Origin of the sequence: Haloarcula rubripromontorii (genome assembly GCF_001280425.1) — an archaeon.
GTDB classification, from domain to species: Archaea; Halobacteriota; Halobacteria; order Halobacteriales; family Haloarculaceae; genus Haloarcula; species Haloarcula rubripromontorii.
Genome location: NZ_LIUF01000001.1, coordinates 401274 through 426914, shown reverse-complemented (window position 1 = coordinate 426914; position 25641 = coordinate 401274). Strand labels below are relative to the sequence as shown.

The window sequence follows — 25641 nt, the reverse complement described above, 5'->3', positions numbered from 1 at the left end:
CTCAGGCTCACTCGTTTCGACGGAACCGTTCCACGACGAACTCACGGTCCAGCTTCGCGATGAACGTCCCGAGCTGTGGACCTTCGGTGTCGTCGAACAGCAGCCGGTAGCCGGCCGAGAAGAACTCGCCGATGTCGATGTTGTTTCGCTTCGCCGTCTCGTAGATCTCCGACTGAATCGCTTCTCCGTTGTGGCCCTCGGCGATGAAATCGGCCAGTTCGTCCAGCGCGGCCGCCGTCTCGTCGTCGAAGGACACGTCGGGCATCTCGGCGCGCTTGAGTTCGTAGTTGAATTCGTTGTTCGTCAGGCTGGCCCACTCCTGGGCGCGCTCGACGCGGGCAAGCGCCTGCTCGACGGCCCACTCCGGCGCATCGTCCGGAATGTGACCCTCCTTCCGGGCTATCTGCTCCCGGAGCGCCGGGTCATCTGTCATCCCGAGGACGGCCGCGAACGTGTAGGGAATCCGAACCCGCTGTTCCTGCGGTTCGTCTACGACCATCGGGTAGGCTCGCTCAGCGAGTTCCATCTCGTCCTCACTTCCGTCTGTTTCACCGAAGTAGCGCCGCTCGAACCGGTCGAACTCGTCAACGAGCTGGTCGACATTCTCGACGGAGAAGTCCCGCTGCTTCCGCGGGTTTTTCACGAAGAAGTACTTGAACACCTCCGGTTCGAGGATGTCCAGCACCTCATCGACAGTGATGACGTTGCCCGACGACGAGGAGAGGGGTTCGCCGTCCAGCGTGAACCACTCGTACACCATCGGGACCGGCGGCTGGATGTCAAGCACGTTCTCGGCGACGTCCTCGCCGGAGGGCCAGGACCCCTCGGCGTGGTCCTTGCCAAAGGGCTCGAAGTCGACGCCCAGAATCTCCCACTGGGCGGGCCACTCGAACCGCCACGGGAGCTTGCCGTCCCGGAGCGTCGCCGTCCCCTCGTGGCCACAGCCCTCGATGGTCTGGTCGCCGGCCTCGACATCCTCACAGACGTACTCGATTTCGCCGGCATCGAGGTCGACCGCGGTGACGCCCTCGGTGAGCTTCCCACATTCGGCACACTGTGGCAGGAACGGGACGTAGTCGTCGTCAACCTTGTTCTGGTACTCTGCGAGCACGTCGCGGGCTCGGTCGGCGCGTTCGAGCACGCGGCGCGTGACTGCTTCGAACTCGCCGTCGGCGTACAGTTCCGTGTTCGAGACGAACTCCACGTCGACGCCGACCAGTTCGGCGCTCTTCTGCAGGAGCGTCGTGAAGTGCGCGCCGTAGGAGTCACAGCAGCCGAAGGGGTCCGGGATGTCCGTGTAGGGCTTCCCGAGGTTTCGCCCGAGCGCGCCGGCGTCGACCTCGCCGAGGCCGACGACATTCCAGTCGAGGTCGGCGAGCTGGCGGGGAACCGCACGCAGGCGGTCCTTGTCGTCGGCGGTGAACACCTGCCGGACCTCGTGGCCGCGGTCCCGCAGCGCCTCGGCGACGTAGTAGCCCCGCATAATCTCGTTGAAGTGGCCGATGTGGGGGACGCCGGACGGCGAGACACCGCCCTTGATGACGATTGGCTCGTCCGGGTCACGCGCCTCGATGGCGTCGGCGACGGAATCGGCCCAGAACGCCCGGGAACCGCCCCGTCCGACCTCGTAGGGGTCTTCCGCCATCTATGCCTCCGGGAGAATCTCAGACCCTTCGAACTCGCCGTCTTCGACCGCGCGCACGACGCGGTCTGGGTCAGCGCCGTCGAGCACTATCGTCCGGATGCCGGACCGCTGGATGATTTTCGCGGCGAGTAGGTCGACCGGCGCGCTGCTGCCGGCGTCCATCTCGATGTCGGCGATCACATCGACGAGTTCGTCCGCGCCGAGTTCGTCGAACCGCGTCGCGTCGCCGTCCTCGTTCGGGTCGGCGTCGTAGACGCCCGGAACCGACGTGGCATAGACGAGCAGGTCAGCCCCGACGTACTCCGCGAACGCGGCCGCCACGGCGTCGGTGGTCTGTGCGGCGACGATGCCCCCGAGAACGGGGATGTCCCCGCGACGGATGGCTTCTCGCCCCTCGTCGTAGCTCTCCGCGGGCGTCGGTGCCGCGCGGTCGTCCAGCGCGGCGATCAATAGCCGGCCGTTCAGCCGCGTGACAGCGATACCGAGCTGGTCGAGTTCGATCTCGTTCGCGCCGAGGTCGCGGGCGCTGCCGATGTAGTCACGTGCAGTCGGCCCGCCGCCGACGACGGTTCCGAGTGTATGCCCCTGTGCATCGAGCGACTGGATGGCGTCGGCGTAGTCGGCGACCCGGTCCGCGTCGAGGTCCGGAGCCAGTACGCTCCCGCCAATGGAGACGACGACTTTCATTAGCCCGCCGTAACCGCGATGCACTCTTAAGGGTTGTCAAGGCCACTGACCGCCGTCTCTATAGACGGCCCTTTCTGGCCCCCACAGCGACTGCTATCCACCACGCACCGGCGCGAATCTCCGTATGACGTGTGCCCGACGTGCTGACGCACGTCTGACGGCTCCGCCGTTCTACCAGCGAAATATGCCGCCTGTTGGGGCCACAGAGGGTGATATCTCTCTTTTACAGACCGTTCAAACTACCTCGAAACTGGTGTCCAGATATCGTCTCAGATGGCTTTGTAAAATGTCTAAAGGAATTTGAAACGGTTATAAAAAATGCGTTTTAGCCCGATTTGTCCTGAAAGTGACCGAAGTGACCTGAAGGTTCCTGCCTTTATATACTCCCGGCGGGGTTACGGAGGAGTGAGGTGACAAAGATGAGCGCTACTGCAACGCCCTCCGGCGAGGAAGAGCCCTCCAAAGAAGAGCGACTGAAGTCGTTCCTCGCAGAGAAGGCAAGTGACGGCGAGATGTATTTCAAGAGCAAGTTCATCGCCGACGAAGTCGGTCTCTCCCCGAAGGAGATCGGTGCCCTGATGGTCAAGCTCAAGGACAGCGCGTCCGAGATCAACGTCGAAAAGTGGTCGTACACGAGCGCGACCACCTGGCGTATCGAGCCGGCGTAGGCGACTGGTCCCCGCGTACAGTTTTCGGACTCGTACCTGCTAACTGTGTGATCGTTCGCGGAGTATTTGTGCCCGCATCGTCTACGAGTAGTCGATGAGTGGCTCCGCCGATGACCCGCCGTCGCCTGACCGACTGGCCGGCGTGTTCTCCGTCTCGTCAGTGCGGCGGGGAGACGGGACTGTTCAGTATATCGGCGACCCGCTAGTGTCACCAGCCGCCGTCACTGAGCAGCTCAGGCCGGTGTTCCGACAGCAGGGCTACGACGTTCGGCTCGAAGAACTCGGTCCCGCGAGCAACGGCGGCACGACCGTTGTCGGCGGTCCGGGCGACAGCGACTCGATTACCGCCCTTAGTGACGGGTTGCACGCGGGTAGAGACCAGTACGCGCTAGTGGCGGAACCCATTGACACGGACACCGGCCTCCCGTGGCTCAACATTGGGCTCCTGCTCGCGACCATCGCCTCGACGCTGTACGTCGGGGCGAGCGCCTGGTACTACATCCCGGTCGCCGAGGCCCCGCTTCGCGTCTTCGAGGCCTGGCCGTTCGCCGTGGCGATGCTGGGCGTGCTGGGCATCCACGAACTGGGCCACTACGCCGCAGCCCGCTACCACGGCGTCGACGTGACGCTCCCGTATTTCATCCCGTTCCCGTCGTATCTCGGCACGATGGGAGCGGTCATCAACATCCGCGGGCGCATCCCTGACCGCACGGCGCTGTTCGACATCGGCGTCGCCGGGCCGCTGGCTGGCCTTGTCGCGACGACAATCGTCACGATCATCGGCCTCTCGATAGACCCGATTACGGTCCCGGAACGCGTGGCAAACAGCGACACCGGCGTCATCATCACATTCAACTATCCGCTCCTGTTTCAGGCGCTGGAAGCGCTGGTGGACGCGCTGGGGCTCGGGACCGAGATCGGTCCCGGCGAGTCGGTCCATCCAATCGTGTTCGCTGGCTGGGCCGGGATGTTCTTCACCTTCCTGAATCTCCTCCCCGTCGGGCAACTCGACGGCGGCCACATCGTGCGGTCCATCGTCGGCCAGCGACAGGAGACCGTCGCCGCCGCCGTGCCCGGCGCACTGTTTGCACTCGCCGGCTACCTGTATTTCACCCGCGACCCGCCGCCGGTCGGCTTCGGCGTCTGGGGACTGTGGGTATTCTGGGGCCTGTTCGCTACCGGACTCGCGTATGCGGGCCCCGCCAGACCGACCGTGGACACGACGCTGGACCGACGGCGGACGCTGCTTGGCCTGCTTACGTTCCTGCTTGGGCTGGCCTGTTTCACGCCGGTGCCGTTCGAAATCAGCGCGATCTGACCAGTCGCTCGCGTCGCCGGGACCCCTCTCAGTGAGAGTAGCCCCGGTCCCGAAGCGGCTCGCCGTCGAGCGTGACGCCGCGCTCGGTGGCCGTACCGATTCGGTGAAGCGGGCATGGCACTGCCGCTCTGGCTTCGGACACGTCGGACTCGGGCAACGTACACACCAGCTCGAAGTCCTCGCCGAAGAATACACCGAACTCCCTGCGCTCCTGTTCAGTCTCCGCAAGCGCGTCGGCCTGCTCGTCTACTGGCAGTGGCTCCTCGATAGCGAAGCCACAGCCGCTGGCCTCGGCCAACTGGTGCAGCGAGCGGGCCAGCCCGTCGCTCGAATCCATCATCGCCGTCGCGTGCGGTCGGAGCGCAGCGCCCGCACGTACGCGCGGCTCAAACCGGAAGAGGTCGTTCGCGTGGTCGACGTCTCCCCGGTCGAACAGTTCGAGGGCGGCGGCTGAGCGACCGAGCGTGCCGGTGACACAGACCGCGTCACCGGGCGACGCGCCCGAGCGCCGGACCGGGGCAGCCGCGGAGCCGATGGCCGTCGTCGCGACGGTAAACTCGTCGTGACTGTCCAGGTCGCCGCCGACGTACTCTGCACCGACCGCGTGACACACGTCCTGTGCGCCGTCGACGAACGCCCCGAGTTCCTCCGCCTCGAATGTCGGTGCGCCGTACGCGGCCACCGCCGCAGTTGCGTCGGCACCCATCGCCGCTACATCCGACAGCGAGGCCGCGACGGCTCGCCAGCCGGCCGTGTAGCGGGTCGTCCCCGCCGGGAAGTCCGTCCGCTCGTGGAGCATGTCGGTCGTGATGACCTGTCCGTCCACGACGGCGCAGTCGTCGCCAGCGTCGGGAAGCCGGTCGGCGAGGTCGGCGAGTGCAGCCCGCTCGTCCATACCCCGTCGTCGAGTTCCCGGGGCAAAACCCCCGTGGATATCTCTCGGCAAGACAGGGTCGGTGGGTTGAAATCGGAGACTGCCAATCCCATCCACATGGATGGGAACCGGATGGCGACTGTCGTCGGATTCACGGCAGCGCTTGCCGTTCTCGCGGGGCTGGTGTGGCTTGTCGGCATCGACGAGACGCTGGCCGCGCTCGCGACAGCGGACCCGGGGGCGTTGCTCGCCGTCGCAGGTATCGCCATACTGTGGCTCGTCTCGTGGGGATTAGCGCTGTGGACGGTCCTGCAGGCGCTGGGCGCACCGGTGGCACCACACACTGCCGTACTCGTATTCGTCGCCGCTGTGTTCTCGAACAACGTCACACCCTTTGGCCAGGCCGGCGGCGAGCCGCTGAGCGCGCTGCTGATCTCGACGGCCGCCGACTCCGAGTACGAGACCGGGCTGGCGGCTATCGCCACTGTCGATACGGTCCACTTCCTCCCGTCGGTCGGGTACGCCATCGTCGGCTTCACCTTCGTCGCCGCTGGAGCGGTCCAGCTGACCCGGAATCTGACGTTTGCAGCCGGTGCTGTCGCAGCGCTTGCGGTCGGCATCCCCACTATTGCTGTCCTGGGCTGGCGACATAGAGACCGCGTACAGGCGGCAGTCATTCGGGGTGTTGTCCCGGCTCTGGCTGCGCTGTCGAGCGTTATGCCCCGGTGGTCACCGCCGTCTGCGGAAAACATCGAGGCGCGAATCGAGGGATTCTTTTCGGCTATCGAGCGCATCGCGACCGACCGCCGGACGGTCCTCCAGACCTTCGGGCTTTCGGCGTTTGGCTGGGTCTGCCTGTCGGCGTCGCTGTGGACGTCGCTGTACGCCGTTGGGGCACCAGTTCCGGTCGAAGTTGTCCTGCTCGTTGTCCCCGTCGGGAGCATCGCCAGCGTCGTCCCGCTACCCGGCGGGTCCGGCGCTATCGAGACGGTACTCGTGACGCTGCTCGTCTCGACGGCCCCGGTTTCGGCCGCACTCGCTACCTCCGCAGTACTGATCCACCGCGTCGGGAGCTACCTGTTGCCGACGATCATCGGCGGCGGCGTCGCCGCCGCACTCAGTGTCGATCAGGCTACCTCGCCCGAGGAGTGACTGCCACGGTTCGCGGTAGAAGCATCGCTGCCCTACGGGCGAGTGAACGGTTCACGCCCGCCGACTGCGAACGACGCGTTTAAATGACGGCGACGGAAAGCATTCTGCAATGGCTACACTCTACGACGTTCCCCCCGAGGAACTCATCGAGGCACTCACGGAGACGCTCGCAGACGAAGACGACATCGAAGCGCCGGACTGGGCCGAATACACGAAAACCGGCGTCGACCGCGAACTCCCACCCGAGCAGGAAGACTTCTGGGCTCGACGCGCCGCCAGCCTCCTCCGGAAGGTCGCCGTCGACGGCCCCGTCGGCGTCAACGCCCTCCGCTCCGAGTACGGCACCTCGAAGCAGGGGACGACCCGCTACCGCGTTCGCCCCCACCAGAAGACCAAGGGCTCGGGCAACATCATCCGGACGGCGCTCCAGCAGCTCGAAGACGCCGGCTACGTCGAGACCAGCGAGAACGACGGCCGCCGCGTCACCGGCGAGGGTCGCAGCCTCCTCGACGATACTGCAGGCGACCTCCTGACGGAACTCGACCGTCCGGAACTCGAACGCTACGCGTAACTGACGCCGTTCTGGCTGTTTTTCGCTCGTCCCGTAGTCCCTGCTCCGAAATCGTTTTCCGACCGACTCCAGTATTTTCACACAACTATGAGTGGCGACCCCAGCGAGGAAGAACTCGAAGAGCTCCGGAAAAAGAAGATGGAGCAGCTCAAGGAACAGCAGGGCGGCGAGAGCGAGGGTCAGGAGGCCGCGCAACAGCAGGCCGAAGCCCAGAAGCAGGCGGTTCTCAAGCAGAACCTCACGGACGGCGCTCGCAAACGGCTCAACACGGTCAAGATGTCCAAACCGCAGGTCGGCGAACAGATAGAACAGCAGGTCGTCGCGCTGGCCCGCAGCGGCCGTGTGCAGGGCCAGATTGACGAGGATCAGATGAAGGAACTCCTCTCGGAGCTGACGCCCGACTCAAAGAGCTTCGACATCAAGCGCCGGTAGATGCGCTGTGCCCTGTTGTACAGCGGCGGCAAAGACTCGACGCTGGCGGCGCTTTTGCTTGATCCCTTTTACGATGTGACGCTCGTCAGCGGCTCGTTCGGCATCTGTAACACGGACCCTGCACAGGAGAGCGCAACGGCTGTTGGCTTCGACCACGCGACGGTCGAGCTGGACCCGGACGTGGCCCACGACGCTGTCGAGCAGATGTACGACGACGGCTACCCGCGAAACGGCATCCAGCAGGTCCACGAACACGCCGTCGAAACCGTCGCGAGCGGTGACTGGCTCGCTGATGCTGACGGTCTCGATACGCTCGACGCTGTGGCCGACGGCACCCGGCGCGACGACCGGGTGCCGACGGTGGACCGCCCGCTCGCACAGAGCATCGAGGACCGCTTCGGCGTGGACTACCTCGCGCCGCTTGCTGGCATCGGTCGTGGCGCTATCGACGTGATGGCCGCTGACCGATTAGTTGTCGAGAGCGGCCCCAGCGCCGAGATTCCGAAGGCAGACTACGAGGTCGAACTCCGGGCACTCCTGCGGGAGCGCTACGGCGTGGGCGCCGTGGCCGACGTGTTCCCCGAGCACACGCAGTCGCGCGTCCAGGGCCTGCAGTAGCCGTCGGCCCCTCTACGCACCCGCCCGTTCAGGCGATATCTCGGGTGGTATCCACCCTGATGCGGTCGGTGAGGTCGAGACGGATCGGCTCGGTGAGCGCTCGTCCCCCGCGGAACTTCGGAATATAGAGCCTGTTTTCGATGGCGTCGTCGCGTCGCTCCGTTTCGAGGTCGAGCACCATGTCGCTTGTGTACTCCGTCCGGTGGCGCTGTGACGGCGTTGCGTCGTGCTTGAGCGCGTGCAGGACCGCGACGCTGTTGGTCTGTGTGAGTCTGGCCTGCAGCGTTTCGAGGAAGGCCCGAAACTCCCCTGTATCGGCGCGCTCAAGCGGCTCGACCGGGTCGACGACGAGGAGCGACCCTTCGGTGAGCCCCTTGACATGAGCGAGCGCATCGCTGACCGGAGCCTCCCGGTCTAATTGACTGACCGCGAGGTCGTCGTAGGTTTCTCGCTGTGACCGCAGCGCCGACGCAATCGTCGTGGGTGCCTGCTCGCCGGAGAGATACACCGTCTCTTGTCGGGCGACGAACTCGGAGAGAAACAGCTCCGCCTGACTCGCCGGCTCAGCGAGCAGCGTGACAAGGCTTCCAGTCGGAATGCCGCCGTTGAGCTGCCGGTCCAGCGCCCGGACCCCCATCTCGAATCGCTGTGTCACTGTCTCACCCCGCGCCGCGTCCACCGAGCCGTTGCCCATCCCATACGACCACTCTCGGCGGAGACGCTCTTTGTTGCCTCCTCTCTAATACGGGCTGCGTCCCATATAGTCAGCCTCTAGCTCCCTTACCGCCAGCGTGCACTGGTTACGCCGCCTGTGATAGATAAATCGCTAGCAAACGCAGTAGTGTGCACACCTTAGCGAGTTGCTACCGGCCCTTCATTTGTGGTTCTGGTCAACGTGAACGAACAGGTTCAAGCGCGCGCTCGCTGTAGGCGCGGGTATGTACGACTCCGTCAAGGGCTTTCGCGATTTCTACCCCGAGGAGATGCAGGCTCGGCGGTGGGCTATGGACACGCTGGAAGATGTCGCACAGCGCTATGGCTTCCGAGAGATCGGCACGCCGGCGCTGGAACCGACAGAGATGTACGTCGACAAGAGCGGCGAGGAGATCGTCGAGGAACTGTACAGCTTCGAGGACAAGGGTAGACGCGAGGTCGCACTCACGCCGGAGCTGACGCCGACCGTCGCGCGGATGTTCGTCGCCAAGCAACAGGAACTCTCGAAACCGATCAAATGGGTCTCGACGCGACCGTTCTGGCGCTACGAGGAACCCCAGCAGGGCCGGTTCCGGGAGTTCTACCAGACCAACGTCGACATCTTCGGGTCGTCGGAGCCGACCGCGGACGCCGAGATTCTGGCCGTCGCCGTTGACATGCTCACCGATCTCGGGCTGACCGGCGAGGACTTCGAGATTCGCGTCTCCCACCGGGATATCCTCGCGGGCGTGCTGGAGTCGTTCGGGGCCGACGTGGACGTGCCCGAGGCGATCCGCGCGGTCGACAAGCGGGCGAAAGTCGACCACGACGACTACCTCGACGCGCTCGTCGAGGCGGGACTCAACTACGGACAGGCCGACAAATTCGACGAGATGCTGCAGATCGACGCAGAGGAAATCGAAACGCTCGCGGACCTCACCGGCTCCGAGGACGTTCGCGCGGCGACCGACAACCTGCAGGCAGTCCTCGATGCGGCTGCGGACTTCGGCGTCCGCGAGCACCTCACCGTCTCGCTGACGACCGCACGCGGGCTTGACTACTACACCGGCGTCGTCTTCGAGTGCTTCGACTCGACGGGCGAGGTCTCCCGGTCGGTGTTCGGCGGCGGCCGCTACGACGATCTCATCGAGGGCTTCGGCGGCCAGCCGACGCCGGCAGTCGGGTTCGCGCCCGGCCACGCCACGCTCCAACTCCTCTGCCAGCGCGCCGGCGTCTGGCCCGCCGAGGAACTCTCGACGGACTACTACGTCCTGCAGGTCGGCGACACCCGTCCGACCGCGGCCCGCATCGCACGGGAGCTGCGTGAGCGCGGGCACGTCGTCGAGAGCGACGTAGCCGACCGCTCGTTCGGCGCGCAGATGGGCTACGCCGACGGCATCAACGCCGAGACGGTCGTCATCGTCGGCGAGCAGGACCTCGAAAACGACGAGGTGACGCTCAAGGAGATGGACGACGGCGAGCAGGTGAGCGTCCCGCTCTCGGCGTTCCCCGGCGATCACGACCGGCCGACGTTCGAGGACTTCGCGGAGTAGCGCGACCTCGCGGTCGGATTGTGACAGTAGCTTTTTGCGACCAGCGTGTTGAGTGGACGACATGAACCTCCCCTCCATCGCCCTCCCGAGATGGAAGCTCGTTGCGACCATCGCGATACTCTCGCTGGGTATCGCCATGCTTGGGGGTGTGGCCGGCCTCGGCAACGTGATTGCACCGGTCTCGATCATTCTCGGGTGGGTCATCCTCGCTCCGCTCGTCGCCCTTCTGGGGTCGAAACTGCCGATGATCGAGTCCCCGGCGGATGAGACAGCACAGGATGAAGCCGATGCACCCAACGCAACGGAACCGACGGTGGACCCGGTCGATCACCTCCGAGAGCGCTACGCCCGCGGCGAACTGACAGACAGCGAGTTCGAGCGGCGGCTGGACCGCCTGCTGGAGACCGAATCTCTCTCAGCGAACAGCGGAACCGAAAACGAGGTCCGTAAGACCGACAGGGAAGTCTCCCTCGAAACCGAATGACGGCGTCAGGGTCTACTGCCGCGTAGCCACTATCCCTGCGTGTGGCCGTTCGTGAGTGGGCCGCTCACAGCGCCCGTTCCATCTCCATCTCTACGCGTTCTTTGGCAATCGTCTCGAAGCCCACCGACTCGTACAGCGCTCGGGCGACGTGGTTCGTGTTCGAGACGGAGAGCCAGACGCGGTCAAGTCCGTTCTCCTGTCCGTAGCCAAGCAGTACGCGGATGAGCTGTGAGCCGATGCCAGCGTGCTGGTAGTCCGGATGGACGAAGATCGCAAGCTCCGAGGTGTCCTGATACGGAACGAGGACGGCGTGGCCGACGGCGCGATCCTCGTGCCAGACAACGACGTTCAGGCCGTCTTCGACAAGGTTCGGTAGCCAGTCACGGACATCCGCCTCAGTCCGTGGTGGCACGCCCTGTGACCGGGAGTCGGGGCCGAAGTCAGTGTACATCTCCACGAGTGGGTCAATGTCGCCGTCGTAAGCCTCGATTGTCACCGTCCGCCCGTCGTGGTCGGTGAACGTTTCGGGCGGGCGAGGGAAGTCGTGATCCGCCGCGGCGGCGTTGGACATACTCCCTTCTTTGTCCTCAGGACGCCTAAGTTCGTCTATCCTTCCCAGCGACTGAGATTCGGACGAGACAAGTGGCTCGCAGTCGAGAAATCGGTATGCGCGCCTATCGCGTGGCCTACGACGGCCGACCGTACCACGGGTTCCAGCGCCAGCCTGACGTGGACACGGTCGAGGGCCGGCTCCGCTCGGCGCTCGTCCGCCTCGGCGTCTGCGAGCGCGGCGAGGGGCTACCCGAGCGGTACGCCGCTGCCGGCCGGACCGACGCTGGCGTATCCGCACGAGCACAGACCGTCGCCTTCGACGCGCCGGCGTGGCTCTCACCGGTGGCGTTCAACGGCGAACTACCGGACGACATTCGCGTGTGGGCAAGCGCCGAGGTCCCCGACGGCTTCCACGCGACCCACGACGCCGCTCAGCGCAGCTACACCTACTACCTGCACGCCCCGACGGACGCCGACCGGCCCGGACGCGACCCCGTCGACGACCAGCGGTGGGCCGACGCTGTCGACGCGCTCGCCGGGACACATGACTTTCACAACCTCACGTCCGACGACACCGGCACCGAGCGGGCCGTCAGTATCGATTGGACCCGGGAGGGCCAGTTTCTCGTCGTCCGGGTGAGTGCCGGCGGGTTCTGCCGCGGGCTGGTCCGCCGGCTCGTCTCGCTCGCGGCGGCCGTCGCGGACGGCTCGGCCCCGCTGTCGAAGGTCGACCGCGTCCTCTCGCCGGAGCCCGTTCTTGGCCCGGACGGCGTCCCACCCGCCCCGCCCGAACCGCTGGTGCTGACCGATGTCTCCTACCCGGACGTGAATTTTACTCGGGACGACGACGCCGCTGTGGATGCCCGGACAGTCTTCGCCCGACGGCGCGCGACTGCTCGAACAACTGCGCGAGTCGCCGACCACATCGCTGACGGACTGTAGCTCCCCGCCGCTGAAACGAAGGCTTACTTCGGCCCCGTCCCAAGAGCGGGCTATGAGTTCGGTACCCGCACGGAGCGACATCGACGAGGCGTACAAGTGGGACCTCGACTCCCTCTACGCCAGCGACGAGGACTGGGAAGCTGCCTACGAAGAAGCGGAGGAACTAATCGAAGACCTGTCGGCCTACGAGGGACGGGCCACCGAGGACGCCGCCACCCTGCTGAAGACCTTGGAAACCTACGAGGAACTGATGCGGACAGTGTCGAACGTCGCCGCCTACGCCCGGATGCGCCGGGACGAGGACACGACCGACGACACGTACCAGGCGCTGACCGCCCGCTCGCAGTCCCTCTCCTCGGAAGCCAGTTCGGCCGCGTCGTTCCTCGAACCCGAACTGCAGGAGTTAGAGTACGACGACATCGAGGCGATGATCGACGCGGAGCCGGGGCTGGAACCCTACGAGCACTACTTCGACGACGTGCTCCGGATGAAAGACCACACCCGCTCGGCCGAGGTGGAGAACCTGCTTGCCGAACTCGGCGAGGTCACCGGCGCGCCCGGCGAGGTGTACAACATGCTGGCAAACGCCGACATGGAGTTCCCGACCGTCGAGGACCCGGACGGCGACCAGCAGCCGATCACGCTCAACAACTTCACGACGCTGCAGAAACACCCCGACCGAGAGTTCCGCCAGCGCGTCTACGAGGCCTTCTACGACGAGTGGGAGACGGTCCGAAATGCGGTTGGGACGGCCTACAAGAACGCCGTCAAGACGGACGTGAAGATGGCCAGCGCCCGGAACTACGACACCGCCCGCGAGGCCGCGCTCGACGGCCCGAACGTTCCCGTTGAGGTGTACGATACGCTTGTCGACACCGTCCACGACAACCTCGACACGCTCCACCGCCACGCCGACCTGAAACGCGAGGCCATCGGGGCCGACGAACTGCGGATGTGGGACCTCTACGTCCCGCTCGTCCAGGAGGAGTCGCCCGAAATCGAGTACGAGCAGGCCTGCGAGTACGTCACCGAGGCCGTCGCCCCGCTGGGCGATGACTACCAGTCCCGGCTGGCCGAGGGCCTGGACTCGCGGTGGGTCGACGTCTACGAGACCCAGCACAAGCAGTCCGGCGCGTACTCCGGGGGCACCTACGACTCCCAGCCGTTCATCCTGATGAACTACCAGGACGACGTCGAGTCGATGTACACGCTGGCCCACGAACTCGGCCACTCGATGCACTCCAAGTACACCAGCGAGGAACAGCCGTTCGTCTACTCCGGCTACGAGATCTTCGTCGCCGAAGTCGCCTCGACGGTCAACGAGACGCTGCTGACCCACCACCTGCTGGACACCGTCGAGGACGAGCGACTGCGCCGGCACATCCTCAACGAGTACCTCGAACGGTTCCGCTCGACGCTGTACCGCCAGACCATGTTCGCCGAGTTCGAACAGCGGACCCACGAGATGTCCGAGGCCGGCGAGCCGCTGACGCCCGACCGACTGGACGATCTCTACGCCGACCTGAAGGGCGACTACTACGAGCCCGCGGCACTTGACGACCGAATCGCCCGCGAGTGGATGCGTATTCCCCACTTCTATCGCGCGTTCTACGTCTACCAGTACGCGACCGGCATCTCGGCGGCTGTCGCGCTCGTCGACGGGATTCTGGAAGAGGGTGAACCCGCTGCCCAGCGGTACGTCGACTTCCTCCGGAGCGGCTCGCGGCAGTACCCGCTGGAACTGCTTCGCGATGCTGGCGTCGACATGGCCAGTCCCGACCCGGTCGAGTCCGCGCTCTCGACGTACAGCGACTATCTCGACGAGTTCGCCGAGCTGTTGTAGGGCGGCCAGCGGCGACTCGCTGCTTGCCCGACTGTTCGAGCCACCGGTCTCACTGACCGCTACAGCCCCGTCTCGACACTCATAACTGTTTCACCCCCCTGTGACCCGAAGGCACTTTGTGTCTCAACCGTATAGTATCGACCATCCAAATGTCGCGCAGTCCCTCGCTTCCGGAACGACCACGGTTGGAACTTGATCCCGATATGACGCCTGACGAGCGTCTGGAGGCACTCCGGGAACATTTCAAAGAGATCGTACAGGTCAACGAACAGCTGACTGAGCAGCTTGACGCCGCCCGTGACCGGCAACACGACCTCACGGACGAGGTCGACCAGCTCGAACGGGAAAACGAGACGCTCAAAACCTCTTCGCTGTACATCGCGACAGCCGAGGAGCTGACCGACGACGGCGTCGTCGTCAAACAGCACGGCAACAATCAGGAAGTGCTGACTGAAGTCTCGCCGTCTATCCGTGACGGGCTGGAGGCCGGCGACCGCGTCGCCATCAACGACTCCTTCGGTGTCAAGCAGATCCTTGACCCCGAGACCGACGCCCGCGCGCAGGCGATGCAGGTCGATGGCTCCCCCGACGTCTCCTACTCGGATATCGGCGGCCTCGAAGAGCAGATCCGCGAGGTCCGGGAAGCCGTCGAGGAGCCGCTGGTCAACGCCGACCAGTTCCGCGAGGTCGGCATCGAGCCGCCGAGCGGCGTCCTGCTGCACGGCCCGCCCGGCACGGGGAAGACGATGCTGGCGAAAGCCGTCGCCAACGAAACCGACGCGACGTTCATCAAGATGGCCGGCTCCGAACTGGTCCGGAAGTTCATCGGCGAGGGGGCGCGACTGGTCCGGGACCTGTTCGAACTCGCCGCCGAGCGCGAACCGGCTATCATCTTCATCGACGAAATCGATGCTATTGCGGCCAAGCGAACGGAGTCGAAGACCTCCGGCGACGCCGAGGTCCAGCGGACGATGATGCAACTGCTCTCGGAGATGGACGGCTTCGACGAGCGCGGTGAAATCCGCATCATCGCGGCGACCAACCGCTTCGATATGCTCGACCGCGCCATCCTGCGGCCCGGCCGCTTCGACCGCCTCATCGAAGTCCCGAACCCCGATGTCGAGGGCCGCGAGCGCATCCTCGAAATCCACACCGAGGAGATGAACCTCGACGACGACGTTGATCTGGGTGCGTTTGCCACCGAGACCGACGGCCTCTCCGGCGCGGAACTGGCCTCACTGGCGACCGAAGCCGGGATGTTTGCCATCCGCGACGGCCGGACAACGGTCCAGCAGTCCGACCTCCACGACGCCTTGGAGAAGATCGAAGCCGACGACGACGCAAGCAGCGTGCCGGTCGCGTTCGCGTAGCGTCGGCCCCGGCAGCTATTCTGGGTGGCTCACGGAACGGCCAGCAGATTGTCGACCACGGTGACGTTGGCCTGTTCGAACACCCTCCGCATCTCGTCGCTCAGCGACACGTCCGTGATGAACATGTCGATGTCGTCGAGCGTTGCGAACTCGCGGAAACTCCGGCTGTCGAGTTTGCTCCCGTCGGCGACCAGGATGACGTGCCGGCCGCCCTCACAGAGCAGTGTCTTGATGCGTGCCTCGTCCTCGTTCGAGACGGAGAGGCCGCCGTCGCTCTGGACGGCATCGGTCTCGAGGAACACGATGTCGAAGTTCGTCTTCCGGAGGTAGGACTCGGCGCTGGGGCCGACCAGCGCGTCCGAGGTCTGGCGCAGCGAGTCCCCGACGACCTTGACTTCGCCGCAGGTCTCGCGGAGTTCGAACGCGCTCTCCGGCGAGTTCGTCGCGGCGAGCAGGGACACCTGCTCCGGGATGGCTTTCGCCACTTCCCGCGCCGTCGGCCCCGTGTCGAAGAAGACGGCGTCGCCGTCTTCCAGTTCGTCGATGGCCCGCTCGGCGATTGCTCGCTTGCCGTTCGGGTTGTCGATGCTGTCGGTCGTCCCGTTTTCCTCCTGTTCCGACGCCGGGAGGGCACCGCCGTGGAACCGTTCGATGAGTCCGTCTTCCGCGAGTGACGAGAGGTCCCGTCGGATCGTCGCCTCGGAGACGCCGAACTCCTCGGTGAGCTCCTCGACCGTGACCCGATCCGACTTGTTCACTTGTCGAACGATTTCCTTCCGTCGTTCATCAGGTATCATGTTCTGTTACAGTGCTACATCGGCGGGCCCGGACCCTGTGGAGGAGTTCGGCCTACAACGTGTGTCTATGTTAGTTCTTGTCATCATCAACCCCGAAAGAATTGGCCCCGGGAGCGGGGCCGGCGTCGCAATACCGCGGTCTGCGAGAGTTCTCGATTACCTTCGATGTTATATCATCTAGTATGAAGACGTTCATAAAAAACTCTCTCCCAGTATCAGCTAAGGACACCGAACAGTGCCGCGACGACGGTCCCAACGCTGCTGACTATCGCGCCGCCGTAGATGCCACTCGCGTAGTTGGCCGCTGCGAGACCCGCTAGCCCGAATGCGGCCCCGAACGCGAGCAGGTCGACGGCTGTCATCCTGTCGGTTATCTCCGTCGCCATCGTTAGACGGTCGCCTGTCGCTCGACCTTCGAATCGTAGGTCAGCGATTCGCCGGTGGCAGGGTCGAAGTACTGGAGCGAGTCCCTGTCGAACCGGAGGTTCACCGCGTCGCCCATCTCGACGGTCGTGTCCGGGTCGACAGCGGCCTTGATACTCTGGCCGGTGTCGAGTTCGAGTTCGAGCACGGTCTTCTCGCCCTGGGGTTCGACGACTTCCACCGCCGCCGGGTGGACGTTCGCCGGCACGCCGTCCTGATTGAGCGCGATGTTCTCCGGACGGATGCCGAGTGTCACCCGGTCGCCGAGGTACGGTTCGAGCGCGTCGGTGAACTCGTCGGGGACGTTGTGCGTCGCGCCGCCGAGGTCCAGTTCGAACTTGCCGGCGCTGGACTCTTCGAGAGTCCCTTCGAGGAAGTTCATGCTCGGCGAGCCGAGGAAGCCGGCGACGAACATGTTCCGCGGGTTCGAGTACACATGGGTCGGTTCCCCGACCTGCTGTATCTGCCCGTTGTCCATGACCGCTATCTGGTCGGCCAGCGTCATCGCCTCGACCTGGTCGTGGGTGACGTAGACGGTCGTCGTCGACAGCTCCTCGTGCAGTTTGTTCAGTTCGGCGCGCATCTGGACCCGGAGCTTCGCGTCTAGGTTCGACAGCGGCTCGTCCATCAGGAACACCGCCGGGTCGCGGACGATAGCCCGGCCCAGCGCCACCCGCTGTTGCTGGCCGCCGGACAGTTCTGACGGTCGCCGGTCCAGGAGCTCCTCTATCTGTAGCAGTTCCGCGGTTTCCTGGACCCGCTCGGTGATGATGTCCTCGGCCGTGTCGTGTTGTTCCAGCCCGAACCGCATGTTGTCCCGCACCGTCTTGTGCGGGTACAGCGCGTAGTTCTGGAACACCATCGCGATGTCGCGCTCGTATGCGCGTGCGTCGTTGACGACGTTCTCGCCGATGCGGATTTCACCGTCGGTCGCCCGTTCGAGCCCCGCGATGAGACGCAGGGTCGTGGTCTTGCCACATCCGGACGGGCCGACGAGGACGGTGAAGCTCTCGTCGGGGATGTTGAGTGAGATGCCGTCGACTGCGGTGACGTCGTCGAATTGCTTTACGAGGTCGGTGAGTTCTACGTGTGCCATAGTTAGTTACTCCTTGACTGCTCCTTGTGTGAGTCCGCTCACGATGTACTGCTGGAAGAACAGGCCAAACAGGATGCCGGGTAACGCGGCGATCATCCCGCCGGCTGCGAGGTGTGCCCAGTCGACGAAGTCGTCAGCCACGAACAGCGAGACGGCTATCGGTAGCGTCTGGGCCTGCTCCGAGGACGTGAGAACGAGCGCGAAGACGAACTCGTTCCACGAGAAAATAAAGGCGAGGATGGCGGTGGCCGCGATGCCCGGCTTCGCCATCGGCAGAATAATCTTGACGAACGCCTCCCAGCGGGAACAGCCGTCGATGCGAGCCTGTTCGTCCAGCGATTCCGGGATGCCGTCGAAGTAGTTTTTCATTATCCAGACGGCAAACGGGAGGTTGAAGAACGTGTACGTGAGGATGAGCGCCAGCCGCGTGTCGTACAGACTTCCGGTGAACCCACCGACGAGCGGCGGGTTCGACATTATCTGGAAGAACGGGACGATGAGCGCGATGGGGGGAATCATCCGCGCGCCGACAATCGACAACAGCAGCGACTTGTTCCCCATGAAGTCGAAACGGGAGAAGCTGTACCCGGTGACTGTCCCCAGGGTGATACAGATGAGCGTCGTCGTCGTCGCGACGATCATGCTGTTTATCGTGTAGTTGTCGAACGGTCGGTTCGTGAAGATGTCCACGTAGTTCTGTGCCGTCGGGTCCTGCGGGAGGAACGTAATCGGAAGCGAGAGCACCTCGCTCGACGGCTTGAGGCTCGTGATGAAGATGTAGTAAATCGGGAACCAGATGACCAGGACGTACACGGCAAGCAGTCCGTAGGCCAGCAGTCGCTCTCGGGCGACGGACGGCCACTCGTTCTGTGTCTCCAGTCCCAGCGACCGGCGCAGTCGGTTGAGCGGTGATTTCTTCGTACTCATGCTTGGTAGGGTGACTCGCCGAATATCTTGTACAGACTGGCCACGATGGCGAAGGTCACGGCCAGCAGGACGACTCCGAGTGCGGCACCGGACCCGGGTTCGTTGAACACCTGTGCGGTCCGGTACAGCCAGGAGGCCCACACTTCAGTCGACTTCCCGGGGCCGCCCTGGGTCATCACCCAGACCAGGTCCAGTGCCCGGATGTCGAAGATGATGCGGATGGTCAGCGCCACCAGTATCGACGGTTTCAGGAACGGGTACGTGACGTTCCAGAACCGCGACCAGCGGCTCGCACCGTCGACCTCGGCGGCGTCGTACAGTTGCTCGGGGACGTTCTGCAGGCCCGCGAGCAGGATGATGATGATGAAGGGGGTAAACACCCAGACGTCGGCGATGATGAGCGCCACCATGGCGAGCGCGCCGTCGGAGAGAAACGGGATGTTCCCGGAGATGATACCGAGTCGCTGGAGCGCCCCGTTTATCGCGCCGAAGTCGGACTGGAACATCCAGCGCCACATCAGCCCGCTCATCACGTACGGGAGAATCCACGGGACGATGACCGCCGTTCGGAACCAGCCCCGGCCTTTCAGGTCCTTGTCGAGCAACAGCGCGATGCCCAGCCCCAGCAGGAACGAGATGGAGACGCTGAAACCGACGTAGATGGCCGTGTTCGTCGTAATCGAGACGAAACTGGGGTTGAACACGCCGAGGGCGGCCTGGCCCCCCTCGCGCGCGAAAATCAGCCGCCGGAAGTTCCGCAGGCCGACGAACTCCATCTCGTTTGTCACCGGGTTCCGGAACTGGAAGCTACTGAAGAGCAACTTCGCTGTCGGATAGACGATTATCGCGGCGATCCACAGCAGTGTCGGCCCGACGGTCAGCGGGACGAACAGTTTGTCGAGTTTGCGACGCAACGGGCTCTTTTCGATTGACATATTGTATATAAATCCTGGACCGCGCCGTTCAGAGCAGGCCGATGTCCTGGTAGAGGCGCTCGATGTTGCTGTAGGCGTCGTTGAGTGCCGCCTCGGGGTCCTTGTTCCCGAGCAGCGCCGGCGTGAGCTGTTCGTTCAGGTAGTCGTCGACCTGCGGCTGTGCCATGTAGGTCTCGCTCTGTGCGTTTTCGAGGTTGAACCGCATGTCCTCGAGCAGCCAGGACGGGTACTCGCTTTGCACCTCGTCGTCCTCGTACACTTCCGGGACGACGGCCGGGTTCCCCTCGACGAGCATGTTGTTCTTGGAGGACGCGCGGGTCGTCATGAACCGGGCGAACTCCTTGGCCGCGTCCTTCCGTTCGGAGAACGCCGAGACGCTGATACCGTTCGTGTCCTGGAAGGTCGCGCGGCTCTCCGGCCCTTTCGGCGGCTTGGCGCTGCCGATGCGACCCTCTTCCCACTCGTCGATGGCGCGTGACCCGAGCGGTGTCCAGGACTCGACGGTCGCGTACTGGCCGGCGATGAAGTTGTCGCCGATGCCGCCCTCGCCGAGGCTGGACATCCCGTCCGGGATGATGCCACGCTCGCGGAGCCCGTTGAAGAACTCCAGCACTTCGGTCCCCTCCTCGACGAACACGGGTTCGTAGCTGTCGTTGAACAGCTGGCCGCCGGCCTGGTAAAGGAACTGCTTGAAACTGAACACGGACTTGCCGGACCACGTGAACGCGAACCCGGACTTATCGCCCTGTGAGAGCTGCTCGCCCTGGCTCAGCACCTCGTCCCAGGTGTCCGGCGGCGCGTCGAAGCCCTGCTCGTTCAGGTACTGCTGGTCGTAGAGGTAGCTGCCCCACTTCCCGAACTCGGGGGCCATGTAGGTCTGGCCGTCGAACTGGACGAGGTCGGTCAGCGAACTGGGGAACTTCCCCATGTGGTCGCTGCCGAGGCCGAGCGGTTCGAGCCAGTCGGAGCTGACGAAGTCCGCCAGCCACCAGGTCGGTCCGTTGAACGCGTCGACAGTGCTGTCCTGATTCCGCCAGATGGTCGTCAGGCTGGTCTTGAGGTTGCTCCAGGGGACCTCGTTGACCTCCACGGAGATGCCGGTCTCCTCCTCGAACCGCTCGATGTTGGCTTCCGTTCCGGGGTCGAACTCCAGCGACCCGGCGTTGTAGAACACGATTTCGTCCGCCATCGTCTCCGAGCCGGTGCCGGTCGTGGCCCCGTCCGAACTTTCGCCGCCGGAGCCGTCCTCCGTGCTCGAATCGGAGCCGCCACTGCAGCCGGCGAGTGCCGCTGTCCCGATGACGCCGGCGCTTTTGATGAACGTTCGACGAGTGCGTTTTGAATTCTTCTGCATGCAATCGCTCACGTAACAGCCATAGATTATAAATCATGGGGGTAAACAAATATGAAAAGAAAACTCGTAATTAGTAAAATAAGCCTATAAAATAGCTTTTGAGTATCTGAGAAAGAGTTTCAGAGAGTAAATTCTTTAGTATAGGTATATTTATATATTTTTACAGACTGTTCTGTATGATTGATTTCACTCACGAATCTGAATACGCGCATGTTTTGAGCGATTCGTTCACCGAAACGTGCAGCCGCCGGAACCAGGTCGGGTCGGCTTCCCGTCCCCCGGTTCGTCGACGACGGCCGGGCCTCCTCGCGGCCCGCCCGATTTAAGCCACCCCGCCCGGTATCGGCGTCCGTGACAGAGCGCGCACGGACGCGGCGGGCGTTTCTGGGGACGCTCGCGGCGACGACGGCCGGGTCGATTGCGGGGTGCCAGTCACAGTTCAATCCGCTCGCATCGACGGCGCTTGACGAACACGCTGCTGCGCAGTTCCGGCAGGGGCCCCTGAACCAGGGGTATCAGGACATTTCAGTCCCCGGTGCCGTCGAGCGGGCCTGGGAGTTGCCGACCAACCGCGGGGACCACACCGCCGCGAAAGGCAGCCCCGCGCTGGCTCCGACTGGTGACCTGATTCTGGCCGATGACACCGGCCGCGTGCGGGCCATCGCACCGGACGGCGGGGTCCAGTGGGCGACGACGGTCACGCAGGCAACGCGTGGAAGCCACGGCACGCCGGCCATCGCCAACGACACCGTCTACATTGGCGCCTACGACGGCGCGCTGTCGGCGCTGGACCTCGAAACCGGACGGCGGCGCTGGCGGACGGAGCTGGGTGATGCTATCGGCGCGAGTCCGACATACTACAACGGGTCGCTGTACGTCGCTGTCGAACACGCCGCACCGAGCGGGAGCGTCGTCGCCGTCAACGCCGCGACCGGGGACGTGCAGTGGCGCGACAGTCGGCCGACCGACCACCCACACTCGACGGTGGCGCTGGACCGCGAACACGGTCGCTTGCTGTTTGGCTCCAACGACGGCTACTGCTACGCGTGGTCGTTTCCAGCCCTCGAACGGGTCTGGCGGTACGACACTGGCGGCGATGTCAAAGCCCCTGTCGCCGTCGCTGACGGGACCGCTATCGTCCCGTCGTGGGCAGCGACCGTTACCGCCGTCGATGTGACCGACGGCTCGGAACTGTGGACCTTCGAGGCCGACGCCGACGTGATGTGCGCGCCGGCAGTCCACGACGGCACCGTCTACGTCGGCAGCCACGACGACCGGGTGTACGCAATCGACCTCGACAGCGGCGCGGAGCAGTGGCGGTACGACACCGGCGGGTGGATTATCGGGAGCACCGTCGCCACCCGCGAGCACGTCCTCGTCGGGTCCTACGACGGGCGACTGTACGCGCTAGACAGGGACTCGGGGACGGTGTCCTGGGCCGTCGAGAGCCGCGGGCACGTGACGAGTGCGCCGCTGGTGACCGCTGATGGCATCTACTACGCGGAGCGTGCCGTCGAGGGCGACCCGGACCGCCCGGGGATGTGCTACAGACTCGTCCCGGCGTAGCGAAGCGAAACCCCTTACCCCGCGGACCGTCGACTGTCGCCTATGAGTACCATTCGGGTCGTGTGGGGGACTGCGACCGGCCCGACCGCGCTGGCCGCGTACGACGCAGCACTCGCCGAGGCGGGCGTCCACAACTACAACCTCATCTCGCTGTCCTCTGTCATCCCTGCAGAGCCGACTATCGAGGTGACTGGGTCAGCACCGGATCTGGGACCGCCCGGCGAGGCGCTGGAGGTCGTCCAGTCTTCGGCGACCGTCGCACCGGGTGAACGCGGTGCGGCGGGCATCGGCTGGGCCCGGAGCGAGGACGGCCCGGGCATCTTCTACGAGGTCGACGGCACCAGCGAGGACGCGGTCCGGACGGAAATCCGCGAGGGGTTAGCCGCCGGCCGGGACCTCCGTGACTGGGAGTTCGTCGAGGAGAACGTCTACGTCGAGTCGGCGTCCGACGACGCCGAATACGCCAGTGCCGTCGTGCTCGCCACCTACGGCGAGAGCCACCCGGTGATGTGAGCCGCGTGTTCCGACGGTGCCGGCCAGACCTGTGCTGGACCCTGGGTTTTTAGTCTTCCCCCGCATAGAGACAGAGAACGTTCATGTACGGCAATACGTCGTTTGGTGGGGAACCGGAAGAAGTAACGCTGACGGCGGAACAGCGCGAGGAACTCCGTCGGGACCTCTCGAGTGTCGCCGCCCGGACCCGCGAACTCCTGCCCGGTGAGTTCGTCGTCGGCTCCGAAATCAGCAACAGCACGACGGGCCCGCGGGCCACAATCGCGGTCCAGCCCCCGGTCGGGTCGGTCGTCAGCGCCGACTACACGCCCGAGGACCCGGAAAGCGCGAGCATCTCCGACGCCGAGCGCGACGACCTCGCCCAGGGCATCGCCGCCTCCGCCGCACTGCAGGTCAAGCAAGTGATGGGCGACGACACGTCGCCGACAGCACAGTAGCGCCGCTCTCAGTTTTCTGCAGCACGGTCACGGTGACATGTCGTCGCCGATATCAGGCGCGACCGCCGCTGGCGACTGGTGGATTATAAAAAAGCGCATAGCCGATGGAGCCGGTCGCCGGGAGACTGCCGGCACTCAGCGCAGTCACGAAGCTGATCGAGGTGACGACTGCGCCGAGCGACGCCAGCAGCATCGAGAGGGCGATGCTGGCAAGCACGAGGTCGGGCATCGACGGGGACCCAGGCATTCGTGTCTGTACAGAGACACTCCCCCTAATTAAATATTATTACTCGCGCAAACGGCGCACTGAGTACCGCTTACTTCCCCCAGAAGGGGTCGCGGTTCCGGTGTTTCTCCAGATACATCGACAGCGCCTCGCGTTCGTCGACGGAGATATCCTCCTTGAGTTCCTGTTCGAGAATCTTCGCGTGCTTTTCGGGGATTTCGACCCAGAGGTCGTCGCCTTCCTCTATCTGGCGGCCGACGGTCGGCCCCTGAATCGAGACGGCCATGCGCTCGCCGGCGCGGGCCGAATCGACATCTTCGCCCTCGTCCTGAATCGTCTTGAGGGTCCCGACGCGGTTTGCCTCGCCGTTGTCCCATCTGACGACGTTGACATTCCGCCGGAGTTCACCGGAGAGGATTTCGACGCCGACGACAGCGGGGTCGGACTGGCGGAAGGTGTGGTCTTGCAGAATCCGGAACTTCGCGGGACGAGTGATGTTCTCCAGAATCTGCTCTTGCTGGGCCTCCTCGATGGCGGTGACGTGGTCGTCGTAGGACTCGACGAGCTGGTAGATGACGTCGTCTTCGAACAGTTCCACGTCCTCCTGCTCGGCGAGGTCCCGGGCATCGTCGAGCACCTCGACGCTGAACGCCAGAATCGCCTGGTTCGTCGGTTCGCCGGCTGTCTCGGCGACCCGCACGTCTCGTGGTGCCACTGCGCCGACCTCGGCGCGCATGACCGGAATCTCCTCCTCTTCGAGCGTGCTGGAGAGGGCTTCCAGCGAGCCGAGCGTGTCGGCCTTGATGACGACCCCTTCTTCCTGTGTCGTGACCTCGATCTCGGCGAGTTCTTGCTCCACCTCGGCGATGACCTCGCTGCGGTCGCGGTCGCGGATGACGCGGATCGGCGCGCCGGCCATCGCGTCGTCGAGGTCCGGCGCGGCGATCTTGACACCGTCGGCGGCCGCGACCTGCTCGACCTGTTCGAACTCCTGTTCGGTCCGAATCTCTTCGAGCGGGCGCGGACGGAGCAGGGCGCGCACATCAGTGACAATTGGTCCCTGGAGTCCGCCGACGACGATGGTGTCGTCGTTGCGGATGGTCCCGTCGTAGATGATGGCGTCGAGCGTCGTTCCAAATCCCTGGGTGTCTTTCACTTCGAGGACGGTCCCGACACCGGGGCCGGTGGTGTCGATCTCCATCTCTTCTTTCATGTACCGCTGGGACAGCCCCATCATCACCGTCAGCAGGTCGGGGATGCCCTCACTGGTTTCAGCCGACACCGGCACGACGCCGATGTTGGCCTGGAAGTTCTGGACCCGCCAGTACATATCTGCGGAGAAGCCGTTGTCCGAGAGTTCGCCGATAATCTCGTACAGTTTCTCGTTCAGGTCTGACTGGACGCGGTCGGACTGGGCGTCCATCGTCTGCTGGACCGGTTGGCCCTCGTTGGGGTTCCAGCCGGGGACGGTGTCAATCTTGTTCGCGGCGACAATGAACGGCGTCTGGGTTCGCTTGAGGATGTCGATGGCCTCCAGCGTCTGGGGCTGGAAGCCGTCGTTGACGTCGACGACCAGGATGGCGATATCGGCGAGTGCGCCACCACGGGAGCGAAGCGTCGAGAAGGAGTGGTGGCCTGGCGTGTCGATGAACAGCAGGCCGGGCAGGTCGAAGTCCGTCGGGTCGACCAGATCACCGGCGATCTCGGAAATCACGTCCAGCGGGACGGCTGTTGCGCCGATGTGCTGTGTGATCGCGCCCGATTCGCCGGCGGTGACGGCCGAACCGCGGATCTTGTCGAGCAGGCTCGTCTTCCCGTGGTCGACGTGGCCCAGAACGGCGACGATGGGCGTCCGCAGGGTGTCGTCGGTGGCTGTGGTGGGGTCCGTGTCAGACATAGATGGCTCCAGAAGTTGTCAGAACCGAGTCGTCGGTGGCAGTTAAGTTCGTCGTCATCAGACGCGCG

27 protein-coding genes are annotated in these 25641 nt (G+C 64.5%); 14 read left to right on the top strand and 13 right to left on the bottom strand.

Annotation, left to right across the window (positions count from 1 at the left end; genetic code table 11):
* Positions 1-7 precede the first annotated feature (7 nt).
* Positions 8-1645: a lysine--tRNA ligase gene (gene lysS, locus AMS69_RS02195; RefSeq protein WP_053966461.1), complete on the bottom strand. Its 1638-nt coding sequence runs from the start codon at positions 1643-1645 to the stop codon at positions 8-10.
* Positions 1646-2332, bottom strand: coding sequence for a UMP kinase (gene pyrH / locus AMS69_RS02190; RefSeq protein ID WP_053966460.1), 687 nt, complete (start codon positions 2330-2332; stop codon positions 1646-1648). It lies immediately after the preceding gene.
* A gap of 419 nt (positions 2333-2751) precedes the next feature.
* Between pyrH and AMS69_RS02185 the strand changes: the two genes are divergently transcribed.
* Together AMS69_RS02185 and AMS69_RS02180 are read left to right on the top strand one after the other, a co-directional pair.
* Positions 2752-3000, top strand: a complete 249-nt coding sequence (locus AMS69_RS02185; protein ID WP_004518404.1) for a DUF7123 family protein — start codon at positions 2752-2754, stop codon at positions 2998-3000.
* Positions 3001-3094: 94 nt separating this feature from the next.
* Positions 3095-4318 (top strand): site-2 protease family protein, encoded by a 1224-nt coding sequence (locus AMS69_RS02180; RefSeq protein ID WP_053966459.1) that lies wholly within the window; start codon positions 3095-3097, stop codon positions 4316-4318.
* 28 nt (positions 4319-4346) lie between these two features.
* On the opposite strand, the gene thiL is transcribed toward AMS69_RS02180, so the two are convergent.
* A complete protein-coding gene (gene thiL, locus AMS69_RS02175; RefSeq protein ID WP_053966458.1) occupies positions 4347-5213 on the bottom strand; it encodes a thiamine-phosphate kinase in 867 nt (288 codons plus the stop codon).
* A gap of 96 nt (positions 5214-5309) precedes the next feature.
* Here thiL and AMS69_RS02170 point away from each other — a divergent pair, with 96 nt between their 5' ends.
* From AMS69_RS02170 to AMS69_RS02155, 4 genes are all read left to right on the top strand, one after another.
* Positions 5310-6344 (top strand): lysylphosphatidylglycerol synthase transmembrane domain-containing protein, encoded by a 1035-nt coding sequence (locus AMS69_RS02170; protein WP_053966457.1) that lies wholly within the window; start codon positions 5310-5312, stop codon positions 6342-6344.
* Positions 6345-6453: 109 nt separating this feature from the next.
* Complete coding sequence (locus tag AMS69_RS02165; RefSeq protein ID WP_053966456.1) at positions 6454-6915, top strand: 30S ribosomal protein S19e; 462 nt, start codon at positions 6454-6456, stop codon at positions 6913-6915.
* A gap of 87 nt (positions 6916-7002) precedes the next feature.
* Complete coding sequence (locus tag AMS69_RS02160; protein ID WP_053966455.1) at positions 7003-7347, top strand: DNA-binding protein; 345 nt, start codon at positions 7003-7005, stop codon at positions 7345-7347.
* A complete protein-coding gene (locus AMS69_RS02155; protein WP_053966454.1) occupies positions 7348-7965 on the top strand; it encodes a DUF7411 family protein in 618 nt (205 codons plus the stop codon). It begins immediately after the preceding gene.
* 28 nt (positions 7966-7993) lie between these two features.
* Here the strand turns inward: AMS69_RS02155 and AMS69_RS02150 are convergent, their stop codons facing one another.
* Positions 7994-8659: an RAD55 family ATPase gene (locus tag AMS69_RS02150; RefSeq protein ID WP_053966453.1), complete on the bottom strand. Its 666-nt coding sequence runs from the start codon at positions 8657-8659 to the stop codon at positions 7994-7996.
* Positions 8660-8903: 244 nt separating this feature from the next.
* On the opposite strand from AMS69_RS02150, the gene hisS reads away from it, so the two are divergent.
* Both hisS and AMS69_RS02140 read left to right on the top strand, forming a co-directional pair.
* Positions 8904-10211: a histidine--tRNA ligase gene (gene hisS, locus AMS69_RS02145; RefSeq protein WP_053966452.1), complete on the top strand. Its 1308-nt coding sequence runs from the start codon at positions 8904-8906 to the stop codon at positions 10209-10211.
* Positions 10212-10272: 61 nt separating this feature from the next.
* Positions 10273-10695, top strand: coding sequence for an SHOCT domain-containing protein (locus tag AMS69_RS02140; protein ID WP_053966451.1), 423 nt, complete (start codon positions 10273-10275; stop codon positions 10693-10695).
* A 64-nt stretch (positions 10696-10759) separates the two neighbouring features.
* Here AMS69_RS02140 and AMS69_RS02135 read toward each other — a convergent pair whose 3' ends face one another.
* A complete protein-coding gene (locus AMS69_RS02135) occupies positions 10760-11266 on the bottom strand; it encodes a GNAT family N-acetyltransferase (RefSeq protein ID WP_053966450.1) in 507 nt (168 codons plus the stop codon).
* 95 nt (positions 11267-11361) lie between these two features.
* Between AMS69_RS02135 and truA the strand changes: the two genes are divergently transcribed.
* From truA to pan2, 3 genes are all read left to right on the top strand, one after another.
* A complete protein-coding gene (gene truA / locus AMS69_RS02130; protein WP_053966449.1) occupies positions 11362-12189 on the top strand; it encodes a tRNA pseudouridine(38-40) synthase TruA in 828 nt (275 codons plus the stop codon).
* Positions 12190-12241: 52 nt separating this feature from the next.
* The gene (gene pepF / locus AMS69_RS02125; RefSeq protein ID WP_053966448.1) at positions 12242-14032 is read left to right on the top strand and encodes an oligoendopeptidase F; all 1791 of its coding nucleotides are present in this window, start codon (positions 12242-12244) and stop codon (positions 14030-14032) included.
* A gap of 149 nt (positions 14033-14181) precedes the next feature.
* The gene (pan2, locus tag AMS69_RS02120) at positions 14182-15402 is read left to right on the top strand and encodes a proteasome-activating nucleotidase Pan2 (protein ID WP_053966447.1); all 1221 of its coding nucleotides are present in this window, start codon (positions 14182-14184) and stop codon (positions 15400-15402) included.
* A 29-nt stretch (positions 15403-15431) separates the two neighbouring features.
* Here the strand turns inward: pan2 and glpR are convergent, their stop codons facing one another.
* From glpR to AMS69_RS02095, 6 genes are all read right to left on the bottom strand, one after another.
* Positions 15432-16199, bottom strand: coding sequence for an HTH-type transcriptional regulator GlpR (gene glpR / locus AMS69_RS02115; RefSeq protein ID WP_053966446.1), 768 nt, complete (start codon positions 16197-16199; stop codon positions 15432-15434).
* A gap of 215 nt (positions 16200-16414) precedes the next feature.
* Positions 16415-16561, bottom strand: a complete 147-nt coding sequence (locus AMS69_RS20395; protein WP_162230979.1) for a hypothetical protein — start codon at positions 16559-16561, stop codon at positions 16415-16417.
* Between the two features lie 26 nt (positions 16562-16587).
* Positions 16588-17718 (bottom strand): ABC transporter ATP-binding protein, encoded by a 1131-nt coding sequence (locus AMS69_RS02110; RefSeq protein WP_053966445.1) that lies wholly within the window; start codon positions 17716-17718, stop codon positions 16588-16590.
* A 6-nt stretch (positions 17719-17724) separates the two neighbouring features.
* Positions 17725-18645, bottom strand: a complete 921-nt coding sequence (locus tag AMS69_RS02105; protein ID WP_053966444.1) for a carbohydrate ABC transporter permease — start codon at positions 18643-18645, stop codon at positions 17725-17727.
* Positions 18642-19580 carry a carbohydrate ABC transporter permease gene (locus tag AMS69_RS02100; RefSeq protein ID WP_053966443.1) on the bottom strand — a complete coding sequence of 313 codons (939 nt, stop codon included), beginning with the start codon at positions 19578-19580 and terminating at the stop codon, positions 18642-18644. Before AMS69_RS02100 ends, AMS69_RS02105 begins: the two co-directional genes overlap by 4 nt.
* Positions 19581-19608: 28 nt before the next feature.
* Positions 19609-20934, bottom strand: coding sequence for a sugar ABC transporter substrate-binding protein (locus AMS69_RS02095; protein WP_053966442.1), 1326 nt, complete (start codon positions 20932-20934; stop codon positions 19609-19611).
* Between the two features lie 351 nt (positions 20935-21285).
* Between AMS69_RS02095 and AMS69_RS02090 the strand changes: the two genes are divergently transcribed.
* From AMS69_RS02090 to AMS69_RS02080, 3 genes are all read left to right on the top strand, one after another.
* On the top strand, positions 21286-22500 hold the full coding sequence (locus AMS69_RS02090) for an outer membrane protein assembly factor BamB family protein (protein WP_053966441.1): 1215 nt from the start codon (positions 21286-21288) through the stop codon (positions 22498-22500).
* 42 nt (positions 22501-22542) lie between these two features.
* Entirely contained in the window at positions 22543-23013 is a 471-nt protein-coding gene (locus AMS69_RS02085) for a pyruvoyl-dependent arginine decarboxylase (RefSeq protein WP_053966440.1), read from the top strand.
* 83 nt (positions 23014-23096) lie between these two features.
* On the top strand, positions 23097-23450 hold the full coding sequence (locus tag AMS69_RS02080) for a DUF5811 family protein (protein ID WP_053966439.1): 354 nt from the start codon (positions 23097-23099) through the stop codon (positions 23448-23450).
* A gap of 52 nt (positions 23451-23502) precedes the next feature.
* Here AMS69_RS02080 and AMS69_RS02075 read toward each other — a convergent pair whose 3' ends face one another.
* Positions 23503-23697, bottom strand: coding sequence for a hypothetical protein (locus AMS69_RS02075; RefSeq protein ID WP_053966438.1), 195 nt, complete (start codon positions 23695-23697; stop codon positions 23503-23505).
* Positions 23698-23767: 70 nt separating this feature from the next.
* Positions 23768-25573 carry a translation initiation factor IF-2 gene (gene infB / locus AMS69_RS02070; RefSeq protein ID WP_053966437.1) on the bottom strand — a complete coding sequence of 602 codons (1806 nt, stop codon included), beginning with the start codon at positions 25571-25573 and terminating at the stop codon, positions 23768-23770.
* Positions 25574-25641 lie beyond the last annotated feature (68 nt).